The sequence below is a fragment of the Pseudomonas sp. IT-P253 genome, from assembly GCF_949768125.1.
Classification (GTDB): Bacteria; Pseudomonadota; Gammaproteobacteria; order Pseudomonadales; family Pseudomonadaceae; genus Aquipseudomonas.
Map to the genome: position 1 here is coordinate 105412 of NZ_CATKPT010000033.1, position 19219 is coordinate 124630.

Below are 19219 nucleotides of genomic sequence, written 5' to 3' on the forward strand. Positions count from 1 at the left end.
TGACGCCTTCGCGGGCAAGCCTCGCTCCTACGGATCGCCGACGCCTGTAGGAGCGAGGCTTGCCCGCGAAGAACGATAACGCGGTCTTACTACTTAAAACCCGGCGGCTTTTAGCCGGGCTGCATGCTCGACAAACAACCGTATCGGCTCCGCCCCCTTCCCCACCAACCCCAGCGACTGGTTGACGATGTCGAAGTGATCCAGCGGATACTCATCGCCAATCACCGTGCCCAAGTGCGAGCTGTAACGCCCGACCATTCCGTCGCAATGCCCGGCTTCGCGCACGAAGGTCTTGGCAAACAACCGGCAACTGCGATTGGTCATGTCAAACAGGTTGCGACCGCGATCCGTCTTGCCCGGCTGCAACGTTCCGGACCACGAGTAATAGCGCACGCCATTGACCTCTTCCGGCCCATGCCCGCCCCAAGTGTCCGGCAGGCCCTGTGGATAACGCTGGTTGAACAGCGTGGCGCCCGCCGTCGTCAGGGATTCATGGCAAGCGTGGATATCCACCGGTAATTTCGGCCCGCGATAGCCGGTATCCAGCAGGCACATCAACGCGCCGATCGCCCGCAGTAAAAACGCCAGCAGTCGACCCTTCATGGTGTCCGACGGGTAGTGTTTTTCCAGATAGTCCGCCAGTTCCGAGCCATGATTGGCTCCTGCCACCGAGGTGACCGAAGCCACCCGATCCGGGCGCTTGGCGGCGGCGTAACGGGCCGTCAGCGAGCCTTGGCTGTGCCCAATCAGGTTGACCTTGTCGGCACCGGTTTCCTGCAGGATCTCGTCAATGCGCGCCAGCAATTGCTCGCCGCGCACCTCCGATGAGTTGAGCGGCGACACCTGCACCGCAATCACCGTCGCACCACCCCGGCGCAATGCCTCCACGATCCCGTACCAGTACGGATAAAGCACCAGGCGGATAAACCCGAGCGTGCCCGGGACCAACACCAGCGGGTAGCGTGTGGCAGAACCTTGCGGCATGGCTGGACATCCTTGTGATCGGTAAAGTGACGCAAAGTGCAATGAATGCAATGAATGCAATGAATGCAATGAATGCAAGACATCAGCCAAGCATCACCATCGAAGATGACAACTCCGCGACCAGTCTATGACAACCGCCCTACTTCAGCCCGACCGCCATCCTGAATGACCTGTAGCACCGGCACGATCGCCATCGCGAGCAAGCTCGCTCCCACATTGGTCCTGTAAGCACAGATCCACTGTGGGAGCGAGCTTGCTCGCGATGGCGTCGTCACAGTCGCCGCAGATTACCGGGTGGGCTTGACGGTCACTGGCACCTTGCCTGCCTTCATCTGTTCCAGCAACGGTGCACACTGATTCAGCTCGCCACCGCTCGGCGCGACCAGTGCCAGCAACCCTGCCGCGGGTGCGGCAATTACGCCCAACGCCACCATCCCCGCTCCGCGCAACATCAGTGGCACCGATTTCACGCCCGCATCCGGATTGATGAACTCGCCTCGCACATACAGTGGTGAACGCAACGAGATCAGCCGCCAGCCTTTGGATTCCGGCGTGATCGTCAGGTCCAGCTGTTCAGTGGCCATGTTCGCCGTGCCATCGATATAAACAATTGCATTCTCGGTATCGAAGACGAACAAGCGTATGGTCGCCAACCCAGTCTTGATATCGAAGTCGGCGGCCGCGCAATTGATCTTCACTTCCTCGTCGCCAAAGATCTTGCCGACCACGTAGTTGCCAACGTTGAGCCCGGCCAGCTCCATCAACTCACGGCTGATGGCGCCATCATTGATCAGCATCTTCAGATTGCCGTTGGCAGTGCCCAACAGCTTGGCCACCGAGTTACCGCGACCGGTGATATCGGCATCGCTGTTGAGCTCGCCAAAACTGGTTTTCATCGGTTCAAAAGTCGGAAACAACTGCTTGAGTTTGAAGCCGCGCGCGGTGAGTTTGGCCTTCCCTTCCAAAGGATCGGCATGACCGTTCAGGCGAATCTGTGCATCCAGCTTGCCGCCCGCCACACCAAAACGCAGGGGTTCGAGGCTGAGCACGCCATCGGTGAGCACCAGGTGGGTATAAAGGTCATTGAACGGCAACTCTTCACTGTGGACGATGCGCTTGCCGGTGAATTCAATGTCGGCGTCCATTTCGCGCCAGCGCTCGGTTTTGAATTCCTCGACCGGCAACACCTTGTCCGCCGGCTGCTTGCTTTCACCGCCACGCGCTTTTTGCTTGGCATTCGAGTCGGCACCGATCAAGGGCGCCAGGTCGGCAAACAGCAATTGATTGGAAACCAGCGAGCCGCTGAGTTTCGGCCGTGGTTGGCTGGCGACGTAGGCCAGGCTCCCATGGATGTCGCTCTGGCCAATCTTGCCGTTGAACCCTTCATAGCGATAGACCGCGCCACCCGCCTCGTGCAGCTTGGCAATCAAGTGACCGTCCGTGGCGTAAGGCGGCGTGTCCGGCAGGGTTACGCCGATCAACGGATAGAGATTACCGAGGCTGGTACCGGCCAATTTCAACTGCAAGTCCAACGCGCCGAGGTTCAGCGGATCGGTCAGGGTACCGGCCAGTTCGACATGGGTTTCGGCGATCGTCACCTGAGCCTGAAGCGGAAACGGCCTGGCGGCGTCCTGCAACGCCAGCAGGCCACCGACTTTGCCTTCGCCCATGAGTTTCTGGTCGTGATACTGGCCTTTGACCTTTAAGGCGAACGCGTAGTCCTGGGGCGCAGCACCCTTCTCCAGCGCGGATTTCGTGGCTTTGTCACCAACGATCTCACTGAACGGAATCGGCTTGCCCAGCGGATCAATGATCAGGTCGAGCTGAGTCTTCAGGCGCTGGTCATCGAGAGTAACGTGCCCCTTGTCGAAGCCGATCGCACCGATATCCACCACCCACCTGGAAGGCTCGGCATTCGGGTCCTTGGGATCGAACTTGAACGTCCAGTTGGCGCTGCCGTCGGCCAGGCGTTGCAAGTTTGCGTCGGGTTCGCTGAGATCGATACGCGGGATCACTACGCGCTGCGTCAGCAAGGCCAGGGGCGAGATACGTAACTCAACACGCTTGAGGGTGACCATTTGCGGCTGTTTCGACCAATCCGGGTTGCCCAGGCTCAACTCTTGCGCCACCACATGCGGCCACGGCACCCAGGCCCGCCAGCCCCTCTCCTCGAGTTCGCGCTGCCAGACCACCGCCAGGTTGCCGTTGATGGCAAACGGGCGGTGCAACTCTTCGGACACTTTGGCATTGAGGGGCGGTTTGATCCAGTTCCAATCGAAGAACACGATGCTCAGAACCAGTACGGCCAACAGAACAATAAGACTGGCGAAGGTCCAGGCAAAAACTTTACGAATGCGCGTCATTGCACAGAACTCCAACTGAGCGCCCCGACTGCGACGCACGTGTGAAACGTTAGACCAGAACCGGCCTGCCAGGGAATTTACGACTGAAAAATGGCCCGCAGGTTTAATCGAAAGACCGACAGGTACGCAAATAGCCGGTAGGCCACTGCATCTCCCTTCATCCAACGTTACCGAGCCCGCACGCTGGCAAGGCGAATGCGAGTCGAAAATACCCACTCCGGTGCAAAAACGTCCGTCGGAAACACCCGCCCTAGAGCCGTTTCGCGGAACAATCAATTCCGTTGATTATTACCATTGCGTTTATGAACTTTTATATCGACTTATCGAGAGTAGCATTAACTTCGTACCCACTTTATCGCCCTCCTACGGAGCACCCAAATCATGAAACGCCAATTACTGCTTAGCCTTACGCTCTCGATGCTGGCCAGCACTGCTTTTGCCCTGCCAGCTGCAGACCAGGCAACCCCACAAGTGAAATCCACCCACGCGGTGTTCAGCCAAACCGTCGCAGCTGACGGCGCCGACCGTACTCCACAAGGCCAAACCCTTGCCGCTGACGGCACCGACCGCACGCCACAAGGCCAGACCCTTGCCGCTGACGGCACCGACCGCACGCCACAAGGCCAGACCCTTGCCGCTGACGGCACCGACCGCACGCCACAAGGCCAGACCCTTGCCGCTGACGGCACCGACCGCACGCCACAAGGCCAAACCCTTGCCGCTGACGGCACCGACCGCACGCCACAAGGCCAGACCCTTGCCGCTGACGGCACCGACCGCACGCCACAAGGCCAGACCCTTGCCGCTGACGGCACCGACCGCACGCCACAAGGCCAGACCCTCGCCGAAGGTGGTGGTGACCGTGTAATCGAACGCAACAGCGCTGTGAGCTAAGGCCATGGCCTCCCTGAAAAAAAGCCCAATCCCCGGATTGGGCTTTTGATTTTAAGGTCCGTATTTATATACACCGCACTTCCCCCCGCTTGATCCCCCGATAGTCGTTCGACGCCGGCAAAGCCGATTTGCTAGAGTGCGCCGCTGTCTTGTCCAGAAATCACTCTTGCGATGCTGCCCCGCGCCGAACAGAAACAACAGACCCGTAACGCCCTGATGGACGCTGCCCGCCACTTGATGGAATGCGGCCGAGGATTCGGCAGCCTGAGCCTGCGCGAAGTCGCGAAAACCGCCGGGATCGTACCGACCGGTTTCTACCGGCATTTTGCCGATATGGATGAACTGGGTCTGGTGTTGGTGAGCGAAGTCGGTCAGACCTTCCGTGAAACCATCCGCCTGGTGCGCCACAACGAGTTCGTCATGGGCGGCATTATTGATGCCTCGGTACGAATCTTTCTCGACGTGGTTTCGGCCAATCGCTCGCAATTTCTGTTTCTGGCCCGTGAGCAGTACGGCGGTTCGTTGCCCGTGCGCCAGGCCATCGGCCGATTGCGCGAAGACATCAGTTCGGACCTCGCGGCCGACCTGTCGCTGATGCCGAAACTGCAACACCTGGACATCGCCGGCCTGAGCGTCATGGCTGACCTGATTGTTAAAAGCGTGTTTGCCACGTTGCCGGACATTATCGATCCGCCCGCCGAGGCATTGCCGGAGCATCTGACGCCCCAGGCGAAAATCACTCAGCAGTTACGCTTTATCTTTATCGGCCTCAAGCACTGGCAAGGCCTGGGCAGCACCGAGTGATTCACTGTGGGAGCGAGCCTGCTCGCGAAGAACGATAACGCGGTGTATCCGAATAACCGTGGCGCCCCATTCGCGAGCAGGCTCGCTCCCACAGATAAAGCAGTTTCGCTTCAACTTGGTGCACCTGGGAAATGGACGCACCAACATCATTCGAAATCCTCGACGTGCTGAATCTCTCCCTACGCTTCTGACGGGCATTTCCTACACTTCACCCGATTGGCAAGCCCCTTGCTCTAGCCTGACTACTGTCTATTGCTGGAAGCCGTCCAATGCTGGTGATTCATCGCAGAATCGACCCTCAACCTGTCTGGGCCGCCGAGTTGCACCTGACCTTCGAAGCCCGGAGCAAAAGTCGCTTGCGCTGTTTCAGTGCCGAAGGCGAAGACGTCGGGTTGTTTTTGGAGCGCGGCCAACCACCGCTGTATGACGGCGAATGCCTACAGGCTGAGGACGGACGGGTCATCCGAGTCTGCGCCCGCCCCGAACACCTGCTGCACATCACCTGCGCCAATGCCTTCGAACTGACCCGCGCCGCCTATCACTTGGGTAATCGCCACGTGGCCCTGCAAATCGGTGACGGCTGGTTGCGCCTGCTCGACGATTACGTGCTCAAGGCCATGCTCGAACAACTGGATGCCAAGGTCGAGAACATTGAAGCCCCATTCCAGCCCGAACATGGCGCTTATGGCGGGGGCCATCACCATTCGCGGCACGGCGACGAAGACTTCAACTACCCGCCGAAACTGCATCAGTTTGGCGTGCGGTCATGAATCCGGCCTGGGCGCTGCTGCGCCTGGCCAGCCCGCAGCTGCCGATTGGTGGCTACAGCTATTCCCAGGGCCTGGAAATGGCTGTGGATAACGGCCGCGTCAACGATGCCGCCAGCGCAAAACGCTGGATTAGCGATCAGCTATTGCTGAATCTGGCGCGCTTCGAAGCGCCACTGCTGCTTACCCATTGTGTGGCGGCGGCAGAGGAAAACTGGGGCGAGTTACTGCAACACTGCGAAGAACACCGCGCGAGCCGGGAAACACGCGAGTTGCATCAGGAGAGCCGGCAGATGGGTTATTCGCTGCAGCAATTGCTCAACGGTTTGCCGGAACTCGACGCACCGGCCCGCGCCTTCCTCGAACAATGCCCCGAACCGCACCTGGCCCTCGGCTGGGCGCTGGCCGCTCGCGCGTGGCATATCAGCCCCCGGGACGCGCTGGCTGCCTGGCTCTGGAGCTGGCTGGAAAACCAATTGGCCGTGTTGATGAAAACCCTGCCGTTGGGCCAACAAGCCGCGCAACGCCTGACCAGCGAACTGTTACCGCTACTTCAGCAAGCCCAGCAGAACGCCACCCGAATCAACCCCGAACACTACGGCAGCGCCGCTTTCGGCCTGTCCCTGGCGTGCATGGCCCATGAGCGCCAGTACAGCCGCCTGTTCCGATCCTAGGGCCTGTTATTTTGGAGAATCCATGAACACACAACCTCTGCGCGTCGGCATCGGCGGCCCGGTCGGTTCCGGCAAAACCGCCCTGACCCTGGCGCTGTGCCTGGCCCTGCGCGACCGCTACAACCTGGCGGTGGTCACCAACGACATCTATACCCGCGAAGACGCCGACTTTCTGGTGCGCAACGAAGCCCTGGCCCCGGAACGGATCATCGGCGTGGAAACCGGCGGCTGCCCGCACACGGCCATCCGCGAAGACGCCTCGATCAACCTCGAAGCCGTGGACCAACTGAACCGCCGCTTTCCGGGGCTGGACCTGATTCTGGTGGAGTCCGGTGGCGATAACTTGTCCGCGACCTTCAGCCCGGAACTGTCCGACCTGACCATTTACGTGATCGACGTCTCGGCCGGCGACAAGCTGCCGCGCAAGGGTGGGCCGGGAATCTGCAAATCCGACCTGCTGGTGATCAACAAGGTCGACCTCGCGCCATTGGTGGGCGCCTCGCTGGAGCTGATGGACAGCGACACCACTCGCATGCGCAACGGCAAGCCGTTTGTCTTCAGCAACCAGAAAACCGGCCTCGGCCTGGAAGCAATTATCGCCTTCATCGAGCGCCAGGGCCTGCTGACCGCCACCTGATCAGGACTTATCAACAAGGAAGCTTATCCATGACACTGAAACGCATCCTGGGCGCCTTGGCGCTCCTGCTGACCCCGGCCATCGCCTTCGCCCACCCGGGCCATGGCGACAATGGCTTGATCGCCGGCATCAGCCACCCGATCGGTGGCCTCGATCACTTGCTGGCGATGGTCGCCGTCGGTTTGTGGGCGGCGCAACAGCAAGGCGCGGCGCGCTGGGCCCTGCCGTGCACCTTCGTTGGGACCCTGCTGATCGGCGGAATGCTGGGGTTTGAAGGGTTGAACCTGCCGGCACTGGAAAGCGCGATTGCGGCGTCGGTATTGGCACTGGGCCTGGCAGTGGCGTTGGCGGTGCGTCCGCCGATCGGCGTGGCGGTCGGGGCCACGGCGCTGTTTGCGCTGTTTCATGGGGTCGCGCATGGCCTGGAGTTGCCGGAGACGTCGAGTCCCTGGATGTATGCGGCAGGTTTTGTCGCAGCGACGGCGGTATTGCATGGATTGGGTTATGCCGTGGTGCGGGTGTTGCCTCAGGCTGCTGCACCCTTGATTCGTCTGGCGGGTGCGGCTTCGGCAGCGACTGGGGCTTGGTTATTGGCGGGCTGAGATCTTTACCGCCAGTGATGGCCTCTTCGCGAGCAGGCTCGCTCCCACATTGGTATTGCGTACACAGGTGTACTGTGGGAGCGAGCTTGCTCGCGATAGCGGCCTGACAGACACCGCATCCCTCAGGCCTGATAACATGTCGCGCAATCGCCCCTGCCGTGACGACGCCAGCCAATGCCGCATGTTTCCCGCTCCGCCTCCAATCCAGAATTGACCGCGCTGTTTGCCTCGGCGCAACAGCACTTCCAGGACGTGATCGTGCCACTCTGGCAGGGCCCCGGCTGGAATGCGGAAATGGCGTTGCCCTATGAGGCGCTGGACGCCCGGCATCAACCCTTGCCGCCGCAACGCTACCGGGCCATGGCCTGCGCACGGCAGCTTTACGTGTTTTCCAGTCTGATTGGCCAGGTGCCCGCCGCCGAGGAGCGTGCCGCAGCATTATTCCGTTCCTTGCAGCAGCATTTCCACGACGCCGAGCATGGCGGCTGGTTCTACAGCATCGACCCGCAGGGGGCGCCGCTGGATCAACGCAAAGACCTCTACACCCATGCTTTCATCCTGTTCGCCTGCGCTCATTACTGGGGCAAGGTGCGCGAGCCGCTGGTGGAATCAGTGCTCAACGCGGCACTTCAAGTGATCGCGCAGCGTTTCGCCACGGGCGACGGCCTGTACGAAGCGAGCCTTGAGCGTGACTGGTCGTCGCTGAAGTCCGGGCCGCTGCAGAATCCTCTGATGCACTTGGCTGAAGCCTTCCTCGCCACGCTGTCGGTCCGCGAAGACCTCGCGGTAAAAGACGCGCTCGTCGAGTTATGCACAGCCATGCACACGCGTTTTATCGATCCGCAACACGGTGTGCTGATGGAAAAACCGCTGGGAGCTTTGGATAACTGGTTTGAACCGGGGCATCAGTTCGAGTGGTATTTCCTGCTGGAGTCTTCGCCACTGCTGCGCGGCTCGACACTGCATGCGTCGCTGGAACGCGCGTTTTCGTACACCGAGCAACTGGGCGTCGACCCGGCTACTGGCGCCGTACAGGCGATGCTGGACCTCGAGCCGGGCGGCCGCCCACGAGATGCCACTCAGCGCATCTGGGCTCAGGCTGAATACTTGCGCGCATTGACGCTGCGCCCGGACAGCGAGACCTCGGTGCTGCGCCAACTGCGGGCGCTGCATCAGCACTCTCTGCATGCACGCGGCTGGTATGAGTGTCGCGACGAGAAGGGTGAAGTCAGCCGTCAGGACATGCCGTCGACCACGCCTTATCACTTGGCAACCTGCTATCGCGGGCTGGCCGATTATCTTCGCTGATTGATAGATCGCCTTCGCGGGCAAGTCGGATCGCCGCACCGCTCGCTCCTACGGATTTATACCGACCGTAGGAGCGAGGCTTGCCCGCGAATGGCCGTTATGGGCTCTTACGCCTTGCCACCATTGCGCTCAATGGCAAACCCGCTCCAGGTCTGGCTCACGGGCATCAGCTCCAGGCTGTTGATGTTGATGTGTGCCGGCGCATTGAGCACCCAGAAAATGGTGTCAGCGATATCTTGCGGCTGGATCGGCTCGGCACCGGCGTAGGTCGCGTTGTAACGCTCCTGGTCACCGGCGAAACGCACCAGCGAGAACTCGCTCTCGCACAAGCCCGGCTCGATGTTGCTCACCCGCACGCCGGTGCCTTGCAGGTCGCAGCGCAGGTTCAGGGAGAACTGTTTGACGAATGCTTTGCTCGCGCCATACACATGGCTGCCCGGGTACGGGTAGTTGCCGGCGATGGAACCCAGGTTGACGATGCCAGCACCACGACCGTGGGCGATCAGGCGCGGCAACAGCAGACGAGTGCTGTACATCAGGCCCTTGATGTTGGTGTCGACCATGGTGTCCCAATCATCCAGATCGCACTTCGGCGCCGGGTCGACACCCAGAGCCAGGCCGGCGTTGTTGATCAGCCCGCGCAGTTTGGCGAATGAAGGCGGCAGATTGGCAATCGCCTCTTCCATGGCCTTGCGATCACGCACGTCGAGCACCAGGCCATGAACCTCGGTCTGCTTCGACAATTCGGCGCACAGGGCATTCAGACGCTCTTCACGACGGCCAGTCAGCACTAGTTTCCAGCCGGCCTCGGCAAAACGACGGGCACAGGCTTCACCAAAACCGGACGTCGCGCCGGTAATAAACAGGGTGTTGGACATCGTGTTCTCCTTGCTTCGGGCTGAGGACCAGCCATTGGAATAGACAATCAGCGGGCAGCATGCCCGGCCTTGCACACAGCAGCAACCACCGCACACGCTGTACAAAAAACGATCAAACCTTGCAACACCTTATCCGCCGCGGCTTTCAGCCATGTGCACGCACCTTATCCACAGCCCCATCCACACATTCCGGGGGCAAGTGCAAAAGCTGAAACCCGCTGTGCATAAGGCTTTACGAGCAGATTACAAATTTTTTTGCTTGACCCTCGATCGTCGCCTGTGTTGCCTGAGCAAATCTGCGCGGATTTCCGGTCAAACCTGCGATGGCGGCAGGCCAGTAACTACGGCCTTCAGCCGAGTCTTTCCAGAGTTTAACCACAGACTTATCCACAGGCTTACACCCCCTCTTTCAGTGCGCTTCTACCGTCAACAAAAAGGTTGACAAAGCCGCCTCCCGGTCGCGTAAAAACGCCTGATCAAAAAACAACCACAACCCTGAAAGCCACGGTTTCAAAGGCGTCCAGCCAGCTACTCCCACGTTATTCACAGCCAGCTCCACAGCAAACGGGGACAAGTCAAAACCGTGACAAAACAACTATTTGCAGCGGCTTTATGTCGCGCTTCAAGAGCTTGTGAATATTGTTTTCCACAATTTCCAAGAAGTGCACCACTGATACCTGTGGGAGCGAGCCTGCTCGCGAAAGCGGTGGTAGCCATTGGCAGCAATTTGACTGAAAAACAACTTCACGAGCAGGCTCGCTCCCACAGTGGATTGGCCTTGTGCTGGAGATAAAAAAAAACCGGCGATTACTCGCCGGGGCTTTTGCATAACAACGGGGTATCAATGCCCGCCGAGATAAGCGTTGCGCACCTCATCGTTGACCAGCAGCTCCTTGCCGGTGCCTGTGAGACGGATCTCGCCGTTGACCATCACATACGCCCGATCCGACAGCTTCAACGCGTGGTTGGCGTTCTGCTCGACCAGGAAGATGGTCATTCCGGTACTTGCCAGTTCCCGCAGGGTGGCGAAGATTTGCTTCACCACGATCGGTGCCAGGCCCAGGCTCGGCTCATCGAGCAACAGCAGTTTCGGCCGGCTCATCAAGGCCCGAGCGATGGCGAGCATTTGCTGTTCACCGCCGGACATGGTCATGGCCCGCTGGGTACGCCGTTCCTTGAGCCGTGGAAACAGCTCGAACATGCGCTGCATGTCCTCGGCGGCGTATTTGTCACCGATAGGAATGGTGCCCATCAGCAGGTTTTCCTCGACGGTCATGTCAGGGAACACCCGCCGCCCTTCCGGCGATTGAGCGATGCCGTTGGACGCGATGTAATGGGACGACTTGTGAGTGATGTTCACGCCCTGATAGACGATCTCGCCGTTCGCCGCACGCGGCTGACCAAAGATCGACATCAACAGCGTCGACTTACCCGCGCCGTTGGAGCCGATGAGGCTGACGGTTTCACCTTCGTTGATGTGCAGCGAGACTTTCTTCAGGGCCTGGATCTGCCCGTAGAACACGTCGATCTCTTTCAGTTCGAGGATCGGTTGACTCATACCAGCTCCTCTTCATCAGCACCCAGGTAGGCGGCAATCACTTTCGGATCGTTGCGGATCGCTTGAGGGTCACCCTCGGCGATCACGTTGCCGTGGTCCAGCACCACAATGTGGTCGGAAATGCTCATTACCATGCCCATGTCGTGTTCAATCAGCACCACCGTAATGTCGTGGTCGTCGCGCAGATGTCGAATCATCGCGCTGAGCGCCTCGGTTTCCTGCGGGTTGAGGCCCGCCGCCGGTTCGTCCAGGCAAATGATCTTGGGCCGGGTGCACATGGCCCGGGCAATTTCCAGGCGGCGCTGCTGGCCGTAGGAAAGCTCACCGGCCAGGCGGTTGGCGCAGTCCACCAGATCGACCACCTCCAGCCAGTAGAAGGCATGGTCCAGGGCATCGCTTTCGGCCTTGCGGTAGCTTTTGGTGTTGAGAATGCCGGACAACAAGTTGCGGTTGACCCACATGTGCTGGGCCACCAGCAGGTTCTCGATCACCGACATTTCCCTGAACAGGCGAATGTTCTGGAAGGTCCGCGCCAGGCCGGCGCGGTTGATCAGGTGCGTGCCACCGAACATCTTGTAGCGGAGCCGGCTGATGAAGCTTTTCGGCGAAACGAAATCGGTCGCCTTGAACGGTTCCCCGAGCATTTTGATGACGTTGGTTTTCTGGCCGCGGGCGTTGAGTTCGATATGCCCGCCAGAGGCTTTGTAAAACCCGGTCAGGCAGTTGAACACGGTAGTCTTGCCTGCGCCGTTGGGGCCGATCAACGCGAAGATCGAGTTGCGTTTGACCTTCAGGCTGACGTCGCTCAGGGCTTTGATGCCACCAAAGTGCATCATCAGGTTGTCTACCGAGAGAATGACTTCATCGCTCATGACGCGCTCCTCTCAGTCAAGGCACCTTTACGTGGGGTTACACCGGTACGGCTGATCCGAATCAGGCCGCGCGGTTTCCAGATCATCATCAGTACCATGAGGACACCAAACAGCAACACGCGGTATTCCGCGAAGCTGCGCAGCAGTTCCGGGGCGACCGTCAGCACGAACGCGGCGATCACCACGCCGACGGTCGACCCCATGCCGCCAAGCACAACGATGGCGAGGATCAAGGCCGATTCGAAGAACGTGAACGAGGTCGGGTTGACGAAACCTTGATAGCTGGCGAAAAACACACCCGCCAAACCGGCGGTAGAAGCCCCCAGGGTAAAGGCCGACAGCTTGACCAGTACGTGGTTGAGGCCCATGGCACGGCAGGCGATTTCATCTTCGCGCAAGGCTTCCCAGGCACGACCGACCGGCATGCGGGTCAGACGATGCTTGATGTACAGCACCAGCATCACCACGAGGAACAGCACGCCATAGATGAGCATGAACTTTACGTTCGGGTTGTATTCAGTCCCGAAGAATTCATGGAAGGGTATCCCGCCATCCTTCGCCACACGCGTGAACTCGATACCGAAAACCGACGGTGATGGCACCGGCATACCGTTAGGCCCGCCCGTGAAGGACAGCCAGTTGGTCAGTATCAGGCGAATGATTTCACCGAAGCCCAGGGTCACGATTGCCAGGTAGTCACCGTGCATGCGCAAGACCGGGAAGCCGAGTATGCATCCGGCCATCGCCGCCATGAGTGCCGACAGCGGCAGCATGGTCCAGAAGCCCAGGCCAAGGTAGTGATAACCCAGCGCAAGACCATAAGCGCCAATGGCGTAGAAGGCCACGTAACCCAAGTCGAGCAGACCTGCCAGACCGACCACGATGTTCAGGCCAAGGCCCAGCAACACGTAGATCAGCCCCAGGATCACCACCGTCAGCAGGTACTTGTCGGCGAAGATCGGAAACACAATAGCGATCACGATCAATGCCGGGATAATGAAGCGCAGGCGCGACTTGAAATCAGGCGCCAGCACGTGCACGCCGGAGCCGACGACTTCGAAGCTTTGATGAATCTTCACGCCCTTGGGGGTCTGCAAAAACAGGCTCAAGACAAAACGCCCGATCATCACCGCCCCGACCATCCAGGCCACACGCGTCGGCTGCAGGTTGTAGCTATAGCCTTCCAGCACTACGCCCACGATCGGGCCGAAGACAATCAAGGCAATCAACCCGGCCAGAACCGTGTCGATCAGGCTTTTTTTGATATCTATAGGTTTGTTATTAGCGTCGGACATACTTATACCTTCGCCACGAGTGGGCGACCCAACAGGCCTTGAGGACGGAAGATCAGGATCATTACCAGCAGCGAGAAGCTGAAGACATCCTTGTAGTCAGAATTGATCACGCCGGAAAACAGCGACTCGGAAACCCCGAGAATGATCCCGCCGAGCATGGCGCCGGGCAGCGAACCAATCCCGCCGAGCACCGCAGCGGTGAAGGCTTTGATGCCGATCACGAAGCCTGCATAGAAATCGAAGGTCCCGTAGTTCACCGTGATCAAGACACCGGCCAGCGCAGCCATGGCGGCACCGATGATGAAGACGTAGGAGATCACCCGGTCGGTATTGATCCCGAGGATCGAGGCCATCTTGCGGTCTTGTTGGGTCGCACGACACATGCGCCCCAACTTGGTGTACTTGATGATGTAGGTCAGCAGGGCCATCCCGACAAACGCGGCGACCAGAATAAAGATCTTGGTGTAGGTAATCTGCACGAAACCCGTACCGATATCGAATCGCAGCCCACCGCTCAGCAGCGTAGGAATCCCCTGTTGCCGTGAGCCCTGAGCGATTTGTGCATAGTTCTGCAGGATCAGGGAAACGCCGATAGCACTGATCAGCGGTGCCAGTCGGGTGGAGTTGCGCAGCGGTTTGTAAGCGATGCGTTCGATGACCCAGCCATACACGCCGGTCACAAAGACTGTGAACAGCAGGGTACCCAGGATCAACAGCGGAAAGGATTCGACACCGAAGTAGGACAGTAAAGCCAGGCTGATCGCCGCGAGGTACGCGGAAATCATATAAACCTCGCCATGGGCGAAGTTGATCATGCCGATGATGCCGTAGACCATTGTGTAGCCGATGGCGATCAGGCCGTAGACCGACCCAAGAGTCAAACCGTTGATAACTTGTTGCAGGAAAATACCGTCCATCATGCACTCTCACTAACTTGAGAGGCCACCGCGAACCCGGTGTCGATGAGCCCTTGTGAGGCGCACCTTACCGGCTTCATGTGGCTCAGAAGAAAAATACCGGGTCGGCATGATTGCAGAACCCATGACCCAAGCCGGGCCTGCGCCCCACGACGATTATCGAGAGACGCAGGCCTGGCGATGCGCTTATCTCACTTCTGTTTTTCCAGCTGCTTGTATTTGCCCGCAGCATCCCACTGGTAAACCACGTAGTCGGAGACTTTCAGGTCGCCCTTGCTGTCCCACTCTTTCTTGCCCATCACGGTTTCCACAGGGTGCGACTTCAGCCATTTAGCAGCGTCTTCGCCTTTGTTCGACTTGGCACCGTTGAAGCCGGCCGCCAGGGCTTGCACCGTGGCGTAGGCGTACAGGGTGTAGCCTTCAGGCTCGTAACCGGACTTGCGGAAGGTGTCTACGACAGCCTTGCTGTCTGGAATCAGGCGCGGGTCAGCGCCAAAAGTCATGTACACACCGTCGACGAACGGAGCACCACCGGCAGTCGTCACCATTTCGTCCGTCACGATGCCGTCATCGGACATGAACTTGACGTCTTTCAGACCTTGTTCACGCAGTTGGTGGACCAGTGGGCCGGCTTCCGGGTGCAGGCCGCCGAAGTAAAGGACATCAGCCCCTTTCTCACGGACTTTGGTGATCACGGCGCTGAAGTCTTTCTCGCCGCGGGTCAGGCCTTCTTCAAGCACCGGCTTCACGCCACGCGCGGTCAACTGCTTGGCAGTCGCGTCCGCCAGACCTTTACCGTAGGTGTCTTTGTCGTTGATGACGGCAACTTTCTTGCCTTTCAGGACGTCGACGATGTAGTTACCCGCGACGATACCTTGCTGGTCGTCACGCCCGCACAAACGCAACATGGCAGGCAGGCCGCGCTCGGTGACCGCCGGGTTGGTGGAGCCTGGCGTGATTGCGATGATGCCTGCGTCGGAGTAGACCTCGGAAGCAGGGATGGTCGACGACGAGCAGAAGTGCCCGACGACGCCGATAACCTTGTCCTGCACCATTTTGTTCGCAACAGCCACAGCCTGTTTCGGTTCGCAGGCGTCATCGCCCTGGACCAGTACGATTTTTTCGCCGTTGATGCCGCCCTTGGCGTTGATCGCATCCGCCGCCGCTTGCGCGCCTTTCATGTACTGCAAGCCGAAGGAAGCGTTAGCACCGGTCATCGGACCTGCCACCCCAATTTTGACATCAGCCTGAACAAACGAAGAAACACCCAATGCACTAGCGACTGCCAGTGCCAGAAAACCCTTTCTGTAGAACGTCTGCGACATGTGATGGTGCTCCTGAGGTTTTTTTAGTTAGCACAGCAACTTCAGCGGAAGCTTTGATTCAGCTACAAAGCGCAGAGCAAGTGGCGTGCCATCGGTTTTTTATTCTTCAAAAAGTCGCTGCTTTATTGTTATTTCGACTGTTTCGTTCCCATTTTTATTGGGCGTGCAACCGTCTAAACCGCGGAAGGTGAAACCATTTATTTTTAAAGGCGCAACCCTCGTGCGCCATCATTGCAACCGCGGCGCTAAACGACGTGCAACCAGCCTGTAACAACGTGCGTCACCGAAGTGCACACTGCTGGTGCGAAACTGCTACAACTCGCACCATCACAGGCTAGTCGCTGCGCCGAAAAACGCCGCTCCCAACTGCAAAATTCAACAATCAAATAACGATCCGCAAGCACTGGCCTGCGTGATACAGCGAAAACCCGGCTTCGTATAAGCAACTGCGCAACCCCACACCGGCCAGTGGCTGCATCGGGGCGAAGGGAATCGGTAGCGCCTGAGGATTTCCGTTACACAAATAATCGGCAAAGGCTTTGCCGACGACCGTACCCGTCGTTACACCCCGCCCGTTGTAACCGGTGACTGCCACTAAACCGGGCGCCGGTTCGAACAGGCGCATCAAATGGTCAGGGGTAAAGGCGATGCAACCGGTCCAGGTGCACTCCCACTCCACGGGTTTGAGGTACGGAAAGTAGTGCTGCTGAACCCGATCGGCCCAAGCCTTGAGGAACCAGGCCGGCTTCTGATTGCCATTACCCAGACTGCCGAGCAACAGGCGACCGTCTTTGTCCCGGCGAATGCTGCTGAGTACCTGACGAGTATCCCAGGAGCCCTGTCCACCGGGCAGGATTTGCTGTGCAGCCTCGTCTGTCAGCGGCACCGAAGCCACTTGATAGTAATAACCGGGAAAGAAATTGCGTCGCAGCTCAGTCCAGTCGCCTTCTGTGTAGGCGTTGGAGGCGATCACCACTTGCTCGGCCAGCACCGAACCCTGGGCCGTCTGAACCGACCAGCGCTGGCCTTGACGTTCGAGTCGGGTCACCGGGGAATGATCGAACAGCTGACCGCCGAGGCCGATGGCAGCTTTGGCCAGACCACTCGTATAGGCCATCGGATTGAGGGTGCCAGCGCGTCGATCAAGTAAGGCGGCAGCGATTTTTTGGGTGCCGGTCGCTTGCTCGCAGGCTTTCCCCGTCAGCAGCTCTACCGGCGCGCCGCGACGTTTCCATTGTTCTTCACGACTGCGCAGATCGGCTTCGCCACGGGCGTTATGCGCCATGTGCAGCGTGCCTTCGCGGCGCAACTGGCAATCGATGTTGTACTTGTCCACAAGGCTGAACACCAGGGACGGAGCGGCGCCAAGCATGCGATTGAGCTGACTGCCCACCGCCTTGCCGAAGCCCGCTTCGATTTCGTCCGGTGCAATCCACATCCCGGCGTTGACCAGTCCGACGTTGCGTCCCGAACCGCCATGACCGGCGCGATGCGCTTCCAGCACACACACCGTTTTGCCCTGTTCCAGCAGATGCACCGCCGCCGACAGTCCGGTGAAACCAGCGCCGATGACGCAGACGTCAACCTTGACTTCACCCTTGAGCGCCGCGTTATCAGGCCTTTGCGGCGTCAGTTTTTCCCACAGACACTCTTCGCGTAACGGCATTGCCAGACTCCAACAGAAACCTAACCAACACACAATTCAATGTGGGAGCGAGCTTGCTCGCGATGGCGATCTGTCAGTCGACATTGATGTCGGCTGTTAGGCCCTCATCGCGAGCAAGCTCGCTCCCACAAGGTTCTTCATGGGTTTAAGAGCTGCGTTTAGTCGAACGTAATCCCTTGAGCCAGTGGCAGCTCCAGCGAGTAGTTCACGGTATTGGTCTGACGGCGCATGTAGCCGCGCCACGCATCGGAGCCCGACTCACGACCACCACCGGTTTCTTTCTCACCACCGAATGCACCGCCGATTTCCGCACCGCTCGGGCCGATGTTGACGTTGGCGATGCCGCAGTCGCTGCCGACCGCCGACATGAATTGCTCGGCTTCCCGTACATCGGTGGTGAAGATGCACGACGACAGGCCTTGAGGCACGGCGTTGTTCAGGCGCAGGGCTTCGGCGAAATCACTGTAACCGACCACGTACAGGATCGGCGCGAACGTTTCGTGGCACACCACGTCGCTCTGCTCCGGCATCTCGACGATGGCCGGCGATACGTAGTAAGCGTTGGGGTATTTGTCTTCCAGCTGACGCTTGCCGCCGAACACCCGGCCACCTTCGCTCAAGGCTTGTTCCAGGGCGTCTTGCATGTTGTCGAAGCTGTGTTTGTCGATCAGCGGACCGATCAGATTGCCTTCCAGTGGATTGCCGATGCGTACTTTGGAATACGCGGCTTTCAGGCGGGTGACGATCTCTTCCTTCACCGACTCATGGGCAATCAGACGACGCAGCGTGGTGCAGCGCTGGCCGGCGGTGCCGACGGCGCTGAACAGGATGGCGCGAACAGCCATGTCCAGGTCGGCGCTTGGGCCGAGGATCATCGCGTTGTTGCCGCCTAGCTCAAGAATGCTTCGCGCGAAACGTGCGGCGATTTTCGGCGCCACTTCACGGCCCATGCGGGTGCTGCCAGTGGCACTGATCAAGGCGACTCGCGGGTCATCGACCAGGGCTTCGCCAGCATCGCGACCGCCGATGATCACTTGGCTCAGGTGCGCAGGCGCATCGCTGAAGTTTTTCAGTACGCGGTCAAACAGCGCCTGGCACGCCAGGGCGGTCAACGGGGTTTTTTCCGACGGTTTCCAGATCACCGGGTTGCCGCAGACCAGCGCCAGCGTGGTGTTCCACGCCCAGACCGCCACCGGGAAGTTGAAGGCGCTGATCACGCCGACGATGCCCAGCGGGTGCCAGGTTTCGCGCATGTGGTGGCCAGGGCGCTCGGAAGCGATGGTCAGACCGTACAACTGACGGGACAAACCGACCGCGAAATCGCAGATGTCGATCATTTCCTGCACTTCACCCAGGCCTTCCTGAGTGATCTTGCCCGCTTCCCAGGACACCAGCTCGCCCAGATCAGCCTTGTATTCGCGCAGAATGTCGCCCAGCTGACGCACCAGTTCGCCACGGCGAGGTGCCGGAACCTTGCGCCACAGTTCGAACGCATGATCTGCGCGACTGATGTGCTGCTCGACTTCAGCGGCGCCTTCCCAATTCACGGCAGCAATCCGGCTGCCATCGATCGGCGAATGCACCGGCACTTTGCCGTTCTGGTACAGGGCCGGGTTTACACCAAGACGATCAAGCAATGCGGCAACCATGGGTCACTCCTCAAGCAAAAAACAGA

17 protein-coding genes are annotated in these 19219 nt (G+C 59.3%); 7 read left to right on the forward strand and 10 right to left on the reverse strand.

The annotated features are described in order from the left end of the window. Positions 1–93 precede the first annotated feature (93 nt). Both ACM6IR_RS17755 and ACM6IR_RS17760 read right to left on the reverse strand, forming a co-directional pair. Positions 94–984: an esterase/lipase family protein gene (locus ACM6IR_RS17755; protein ID WP_414908907.1), complete on the reverse strand. Its 891-nt coding sequence runs from the start codon at positions 982–984 to the stop codon at positions 94–96. A 287-nt stretch (positions 985–1271) separates the two neighbouring features. Next, positions 1272–3347 (reverse strand): AsmA family protein, encoded by a 2076-nt coding sequence (locus tag ACM6IR_RS17760; RefSeq protein WP_414908908.1) that lies wholly within the window; start codon positions 3345–3347, stop codon positions 1272–1274. A gap of 381 nt (positions 3348–3728) precedes the next feature. On the opposite strand from ACM6IR_RS17760, the gene ACM6IR_RS17765 reads away from it, so the two are divergent. The 7 genes from ACM6IR_RS17765 (at position 3729) to ACM6IR_RS17795 (ending at position 9033) form a co-directional block, all read left to right on the forward strand. Next, positions 3729–4241, forward strand: a complete 513-nt coding sequence (locus tag ACM6IR_RS17765) for a hypothetical protein (protein ID WP_414908909.1) — start codon at positions 3729–3731, stop codon at positions 4239–4241. A gap of 171 nt (positions 4242–4412) precedes the next feature. After that, entirely contained in the window at positions 4413–5045 is a 633-nt protein-coding gene (locus ACM6IR_RS17770) for a TetR family transcriptional regulator (RefSeq protein WP_010464134.1), read from the forward strand. A gap of 269 nt (positions 5046–5314) precedes the next feature. Then, positions 5315–5815, forward strand: a complete 501-nt coding sequence (gene ureE, locus ACM6IR_RS17775; protein ID WP_414908910.1) for an urease accessory protein UreE — start codon at positions 5315–5317, stop codon at positions 5813–5815. Continuing rightward, positions 5812–6486, forward strand: a complete 675-nt coding sequence (locus ACM6IR_RS17780; RefSeq protein WP_414908911.1) for an urease accessory protein UreF — start codon at positions 5812–5814, stop codon at positions 6484–6486. The genes ureE and ACM6IR_RS17780 overlap by 4 nt, the downstream gene beginning before the upstream one ends. Before the next feature lie 22 nt (positions 6487–6508). Next, complete coding sequence (gene ureG / locus ACM6IR_RS17785; protein ID WP_414908912.1) at positions 6509–7123, forward strand: urease accessory protein UreG; 615 nt, start codon at positions 6509–6511, stop codon at positions 7121–7123. A gap of 29 nt (positions 7124–7152) precedes the next feature. After that, entirely contained in the window at positions 7153–7725 is a 573-nt protein-coding gene (locus ACM6IR_RS17790) for a HupE/UreJ family protein (RefSeq protein WP_414908913.1), read from the forward strand. A 174-nt stretch (positions 7726–7899) separates the two neighbouring features. Beyond that, positions 7900–9033 carry an AGE family epimerase/isomerase gene (locus ACM6IR_RS17795; protein ID WP_414908914.1) on the forward strand — a complete coding sequence of 378 codons (1134 nt, stop codon included), beginning with the start codon at positions 7900–7902 and terminating at the stop codon, positions 9031–9033. Between the two features lie 107 nt (positions 9034–9140). On the opposite strand, the gene ACM6IR_RS17800 is transcribed toward ACM6IR_RS17795, so the two are convergent. The 8 genes from ACM6IR_RS17800 to ACM6IR_RS17835 form a co-directional block, all read right to left on the reverse strand. Continuing rightward, on the reverse strand, positions 9141–9911 hold the full coding sequence (locus ACM6IR_RS17800) for an SDR family oxidoreductase (protein WP_008153379.1): 771 nt from the start codon (positions 9909–9911) through the stop codon (positions 9141–9143). 841 nt (positions 9912–10752) lie between these two features. Next, positions 10753–11469 carry an ABC transporter ATP-binding protein gene (locus ACM6IR_RS17805; RefSeq protein WP_414908915.1) on the reverse strand — a complete coding sequence of 239 codons (717 nt, stop codon included), beginning with the start codon at positions 11467–11469 and terminating at the stop codon, positions 10753–10755. Then, entirely contained in the window at positions 11466–12341 is an 876-nt protein-coding gene (locus ACM6IR_RS17810; RefSeq protein WP_414908916.1) for an ABC transporter ATP-binding protein, read from the reverse strand. The genes ACM6IR_RS17805 and ACM6IR_RS17810 overlap by 4 nt, the downstream gene beginning before the upstream one ends. Then, positions 12338–13636, reverse strand: a complete 1299-nt coding sequence (livM, locus tag ACM6IR_RS17815; RefSeq protein WP_414908917.1) for a high-affinity branched-chain amino acid ABC transporter permease LivM — start codon at positions 13634–13636, stop codon at positions 12338–12340. Before livM ends, ACM6IR_RS17810 begins: the two co-directional genes overlap by 4 nt. A 2-nt stretch (positions 13637–13638) precedes the next feature. Beyond that, the gene (locus ACM6IR_RS17820) at positions 13639–14553 is read right to left on the reverse strand and encodes an ABC transporter permease subunit (protein WP_201116463.1); all 915 of its coding nucleotides are present in this window, start codon (positions 14551–14553) and stop codon (positions 13639–13641) included. A 191-nt stretch (positions 14554–14744) separates the two neighbouring features. Next, the gene (locus ACM6IR_RS17825; RefSeq protein WP_414908918.1) at positions 14745–15878 is read right to left on the reverse strand and encodes a branched-chain amino acid ABC transporter substrate-binding protein; all 1134 of its coding nucleotides are present in this window, start codon (positions 15876–15878) and stop codon (positions 14745–14747) included. 382 nt (positions 15879–16260) lie between these two features. After that, entirely contained in the window at positions 16261–17544 is a 1284-nt protein-coding gene (locus ACM6IR_RS17830) for an NAD(P)/FAD-dependent oxidoreductase (RefSeq protein ID WP_414908919.1), read from the reverse strand. A 158-nt stretch (positions 17545–17702) separates the two neighbouring features. Further along, the gene (locus ACM6IR_RS17835) at positions 17703–19193 is read right to left on the reverse strand and encodes an aldehyde dehydrogenase family protein (RefSeq protein WP_414908920.1); all 1491 of its coding nucleotides are present in this window, start codon (positions 19191–19193) and stop codon (positions 17703–17705) included. Between the last annotated feature and the right edge of the window lie 26 nt (positions 19194–19219).

Coding starts and splice junctions, on each gene's coding strand:
- ACM6IR_RS17780 (WP_414908911.1), top strand. CDS start 5,812: ATGAATCCGGCCTGGGCGCTGCTGCGCCTGGCCAGCCCGCAGCTGCCG.
- ACM6IR_RS17765 (WP_414908909.1), top strand. CDS start 3,729: ATGAAACGCCAATTACTGCTTAGCCTTACGCTCTCGATGCTGGCCAGC.
- ACM6IR_RS17755 (WP_414908907.1), bottom strand. CDS start 984: ATGCCGCAAGGTTCTGCCACACGCTACCCGCTGGTGTTGGTCCCGGGC.
- ACM6IR_RS17770 (WP_010464134.1), top strand. CDS start 4,413: ATGCTGCCCCGCGCCGAACAGAAACAACAGACCCGTAACGCCCTGATG.
- ACM6IR_RS17795 (WP_414908914.1), top strand. CDS start 7,900: ATGCCGCATGTTTCCCGCTCCGCCTCCAATCCAGAATTGACCGCGCTG.
- ACM6IR_RS17790 (WP_414908913.1), top strand. CDS start 7,153: ATGACACTGAAACGCATCCTGGGCGCCTTGGCGCTCCTGCTGACCCCG.
- ureG (WP_414908912.1), top strand. CDS start 6,509: ATGAACACACAACCTCTGCGCGTCGGCATCGGCGGCCCGGTCGGTTCC.
- ACM6IR_RS17825 (WP_414908918.1), bottom strand. CDS start 15,878: ATGTCGCAGACGTTCTACAGAAAGGGTTTTCTGGCACTGGCAGTCGCT.
- ACM6IR_RS17820 (WP_201116463.1), bottom strand. CDS start 14,553: ATGGACGGTATTTTCCTGCAACAAGTTATCAACGGTTTGACTCTTGGG.
- ACM6IR_RS17760 (WP_414908908.1), bottom strand. CDS start 3,347: ATGACGCGCATTCGTAAAGTTTTTGCCTGGACCTTCGCCAGTCTTATT.
- ACM6IR_RS17835 (WP_414908920.1), bottom strand. CDS start 19,193: ATGGTTGCCGCATTGCTTGATCGTCTTGGTGTAAACCCGGCCCTGTAC.
- ACM6IR_RS17805 (WP_414908915.1), bottom strand. CDS start 11,469: ATGAGTCAACCGATCCTCGAACTGAAAGAGATCGACGTGTTCTACGGG.
- ACM6IR_RS17800 (WP_008153379.1), bottom strand. CDS start 9,911: ATGTCCAACACCCTGTTTATTACCGGCGCGACGTCCGGTTTTGGTGAA.
- ACM6IR_RS17830 (WP_414908919.1), bottom strand. CDS start 17,544: ATGCCGTTACGCGAAGAGTGTCTGTGGGAAAAACTGACGCCGCAAAGG.
- ureE (WP_414908910.1), top strand. CDS start 5,315: ATGCTGGTGATTCATCGCAGAATCGACCCTCAACCTGTCTGGGCCGCC.
- ACM6IR_RS17810 (WP_414908916.1), bottom strand. CDS start 12,341: ATGAGCGATGAAGTCATTCTCTCGGTAGACAACCTGATGATGCACTTT.
- livM (WP_414908917.1), bottom strand. CDS start 13,636: ATGTCCGACGCTAATAACAAACCTATAGATATCAAAAAAAGCCTGATC.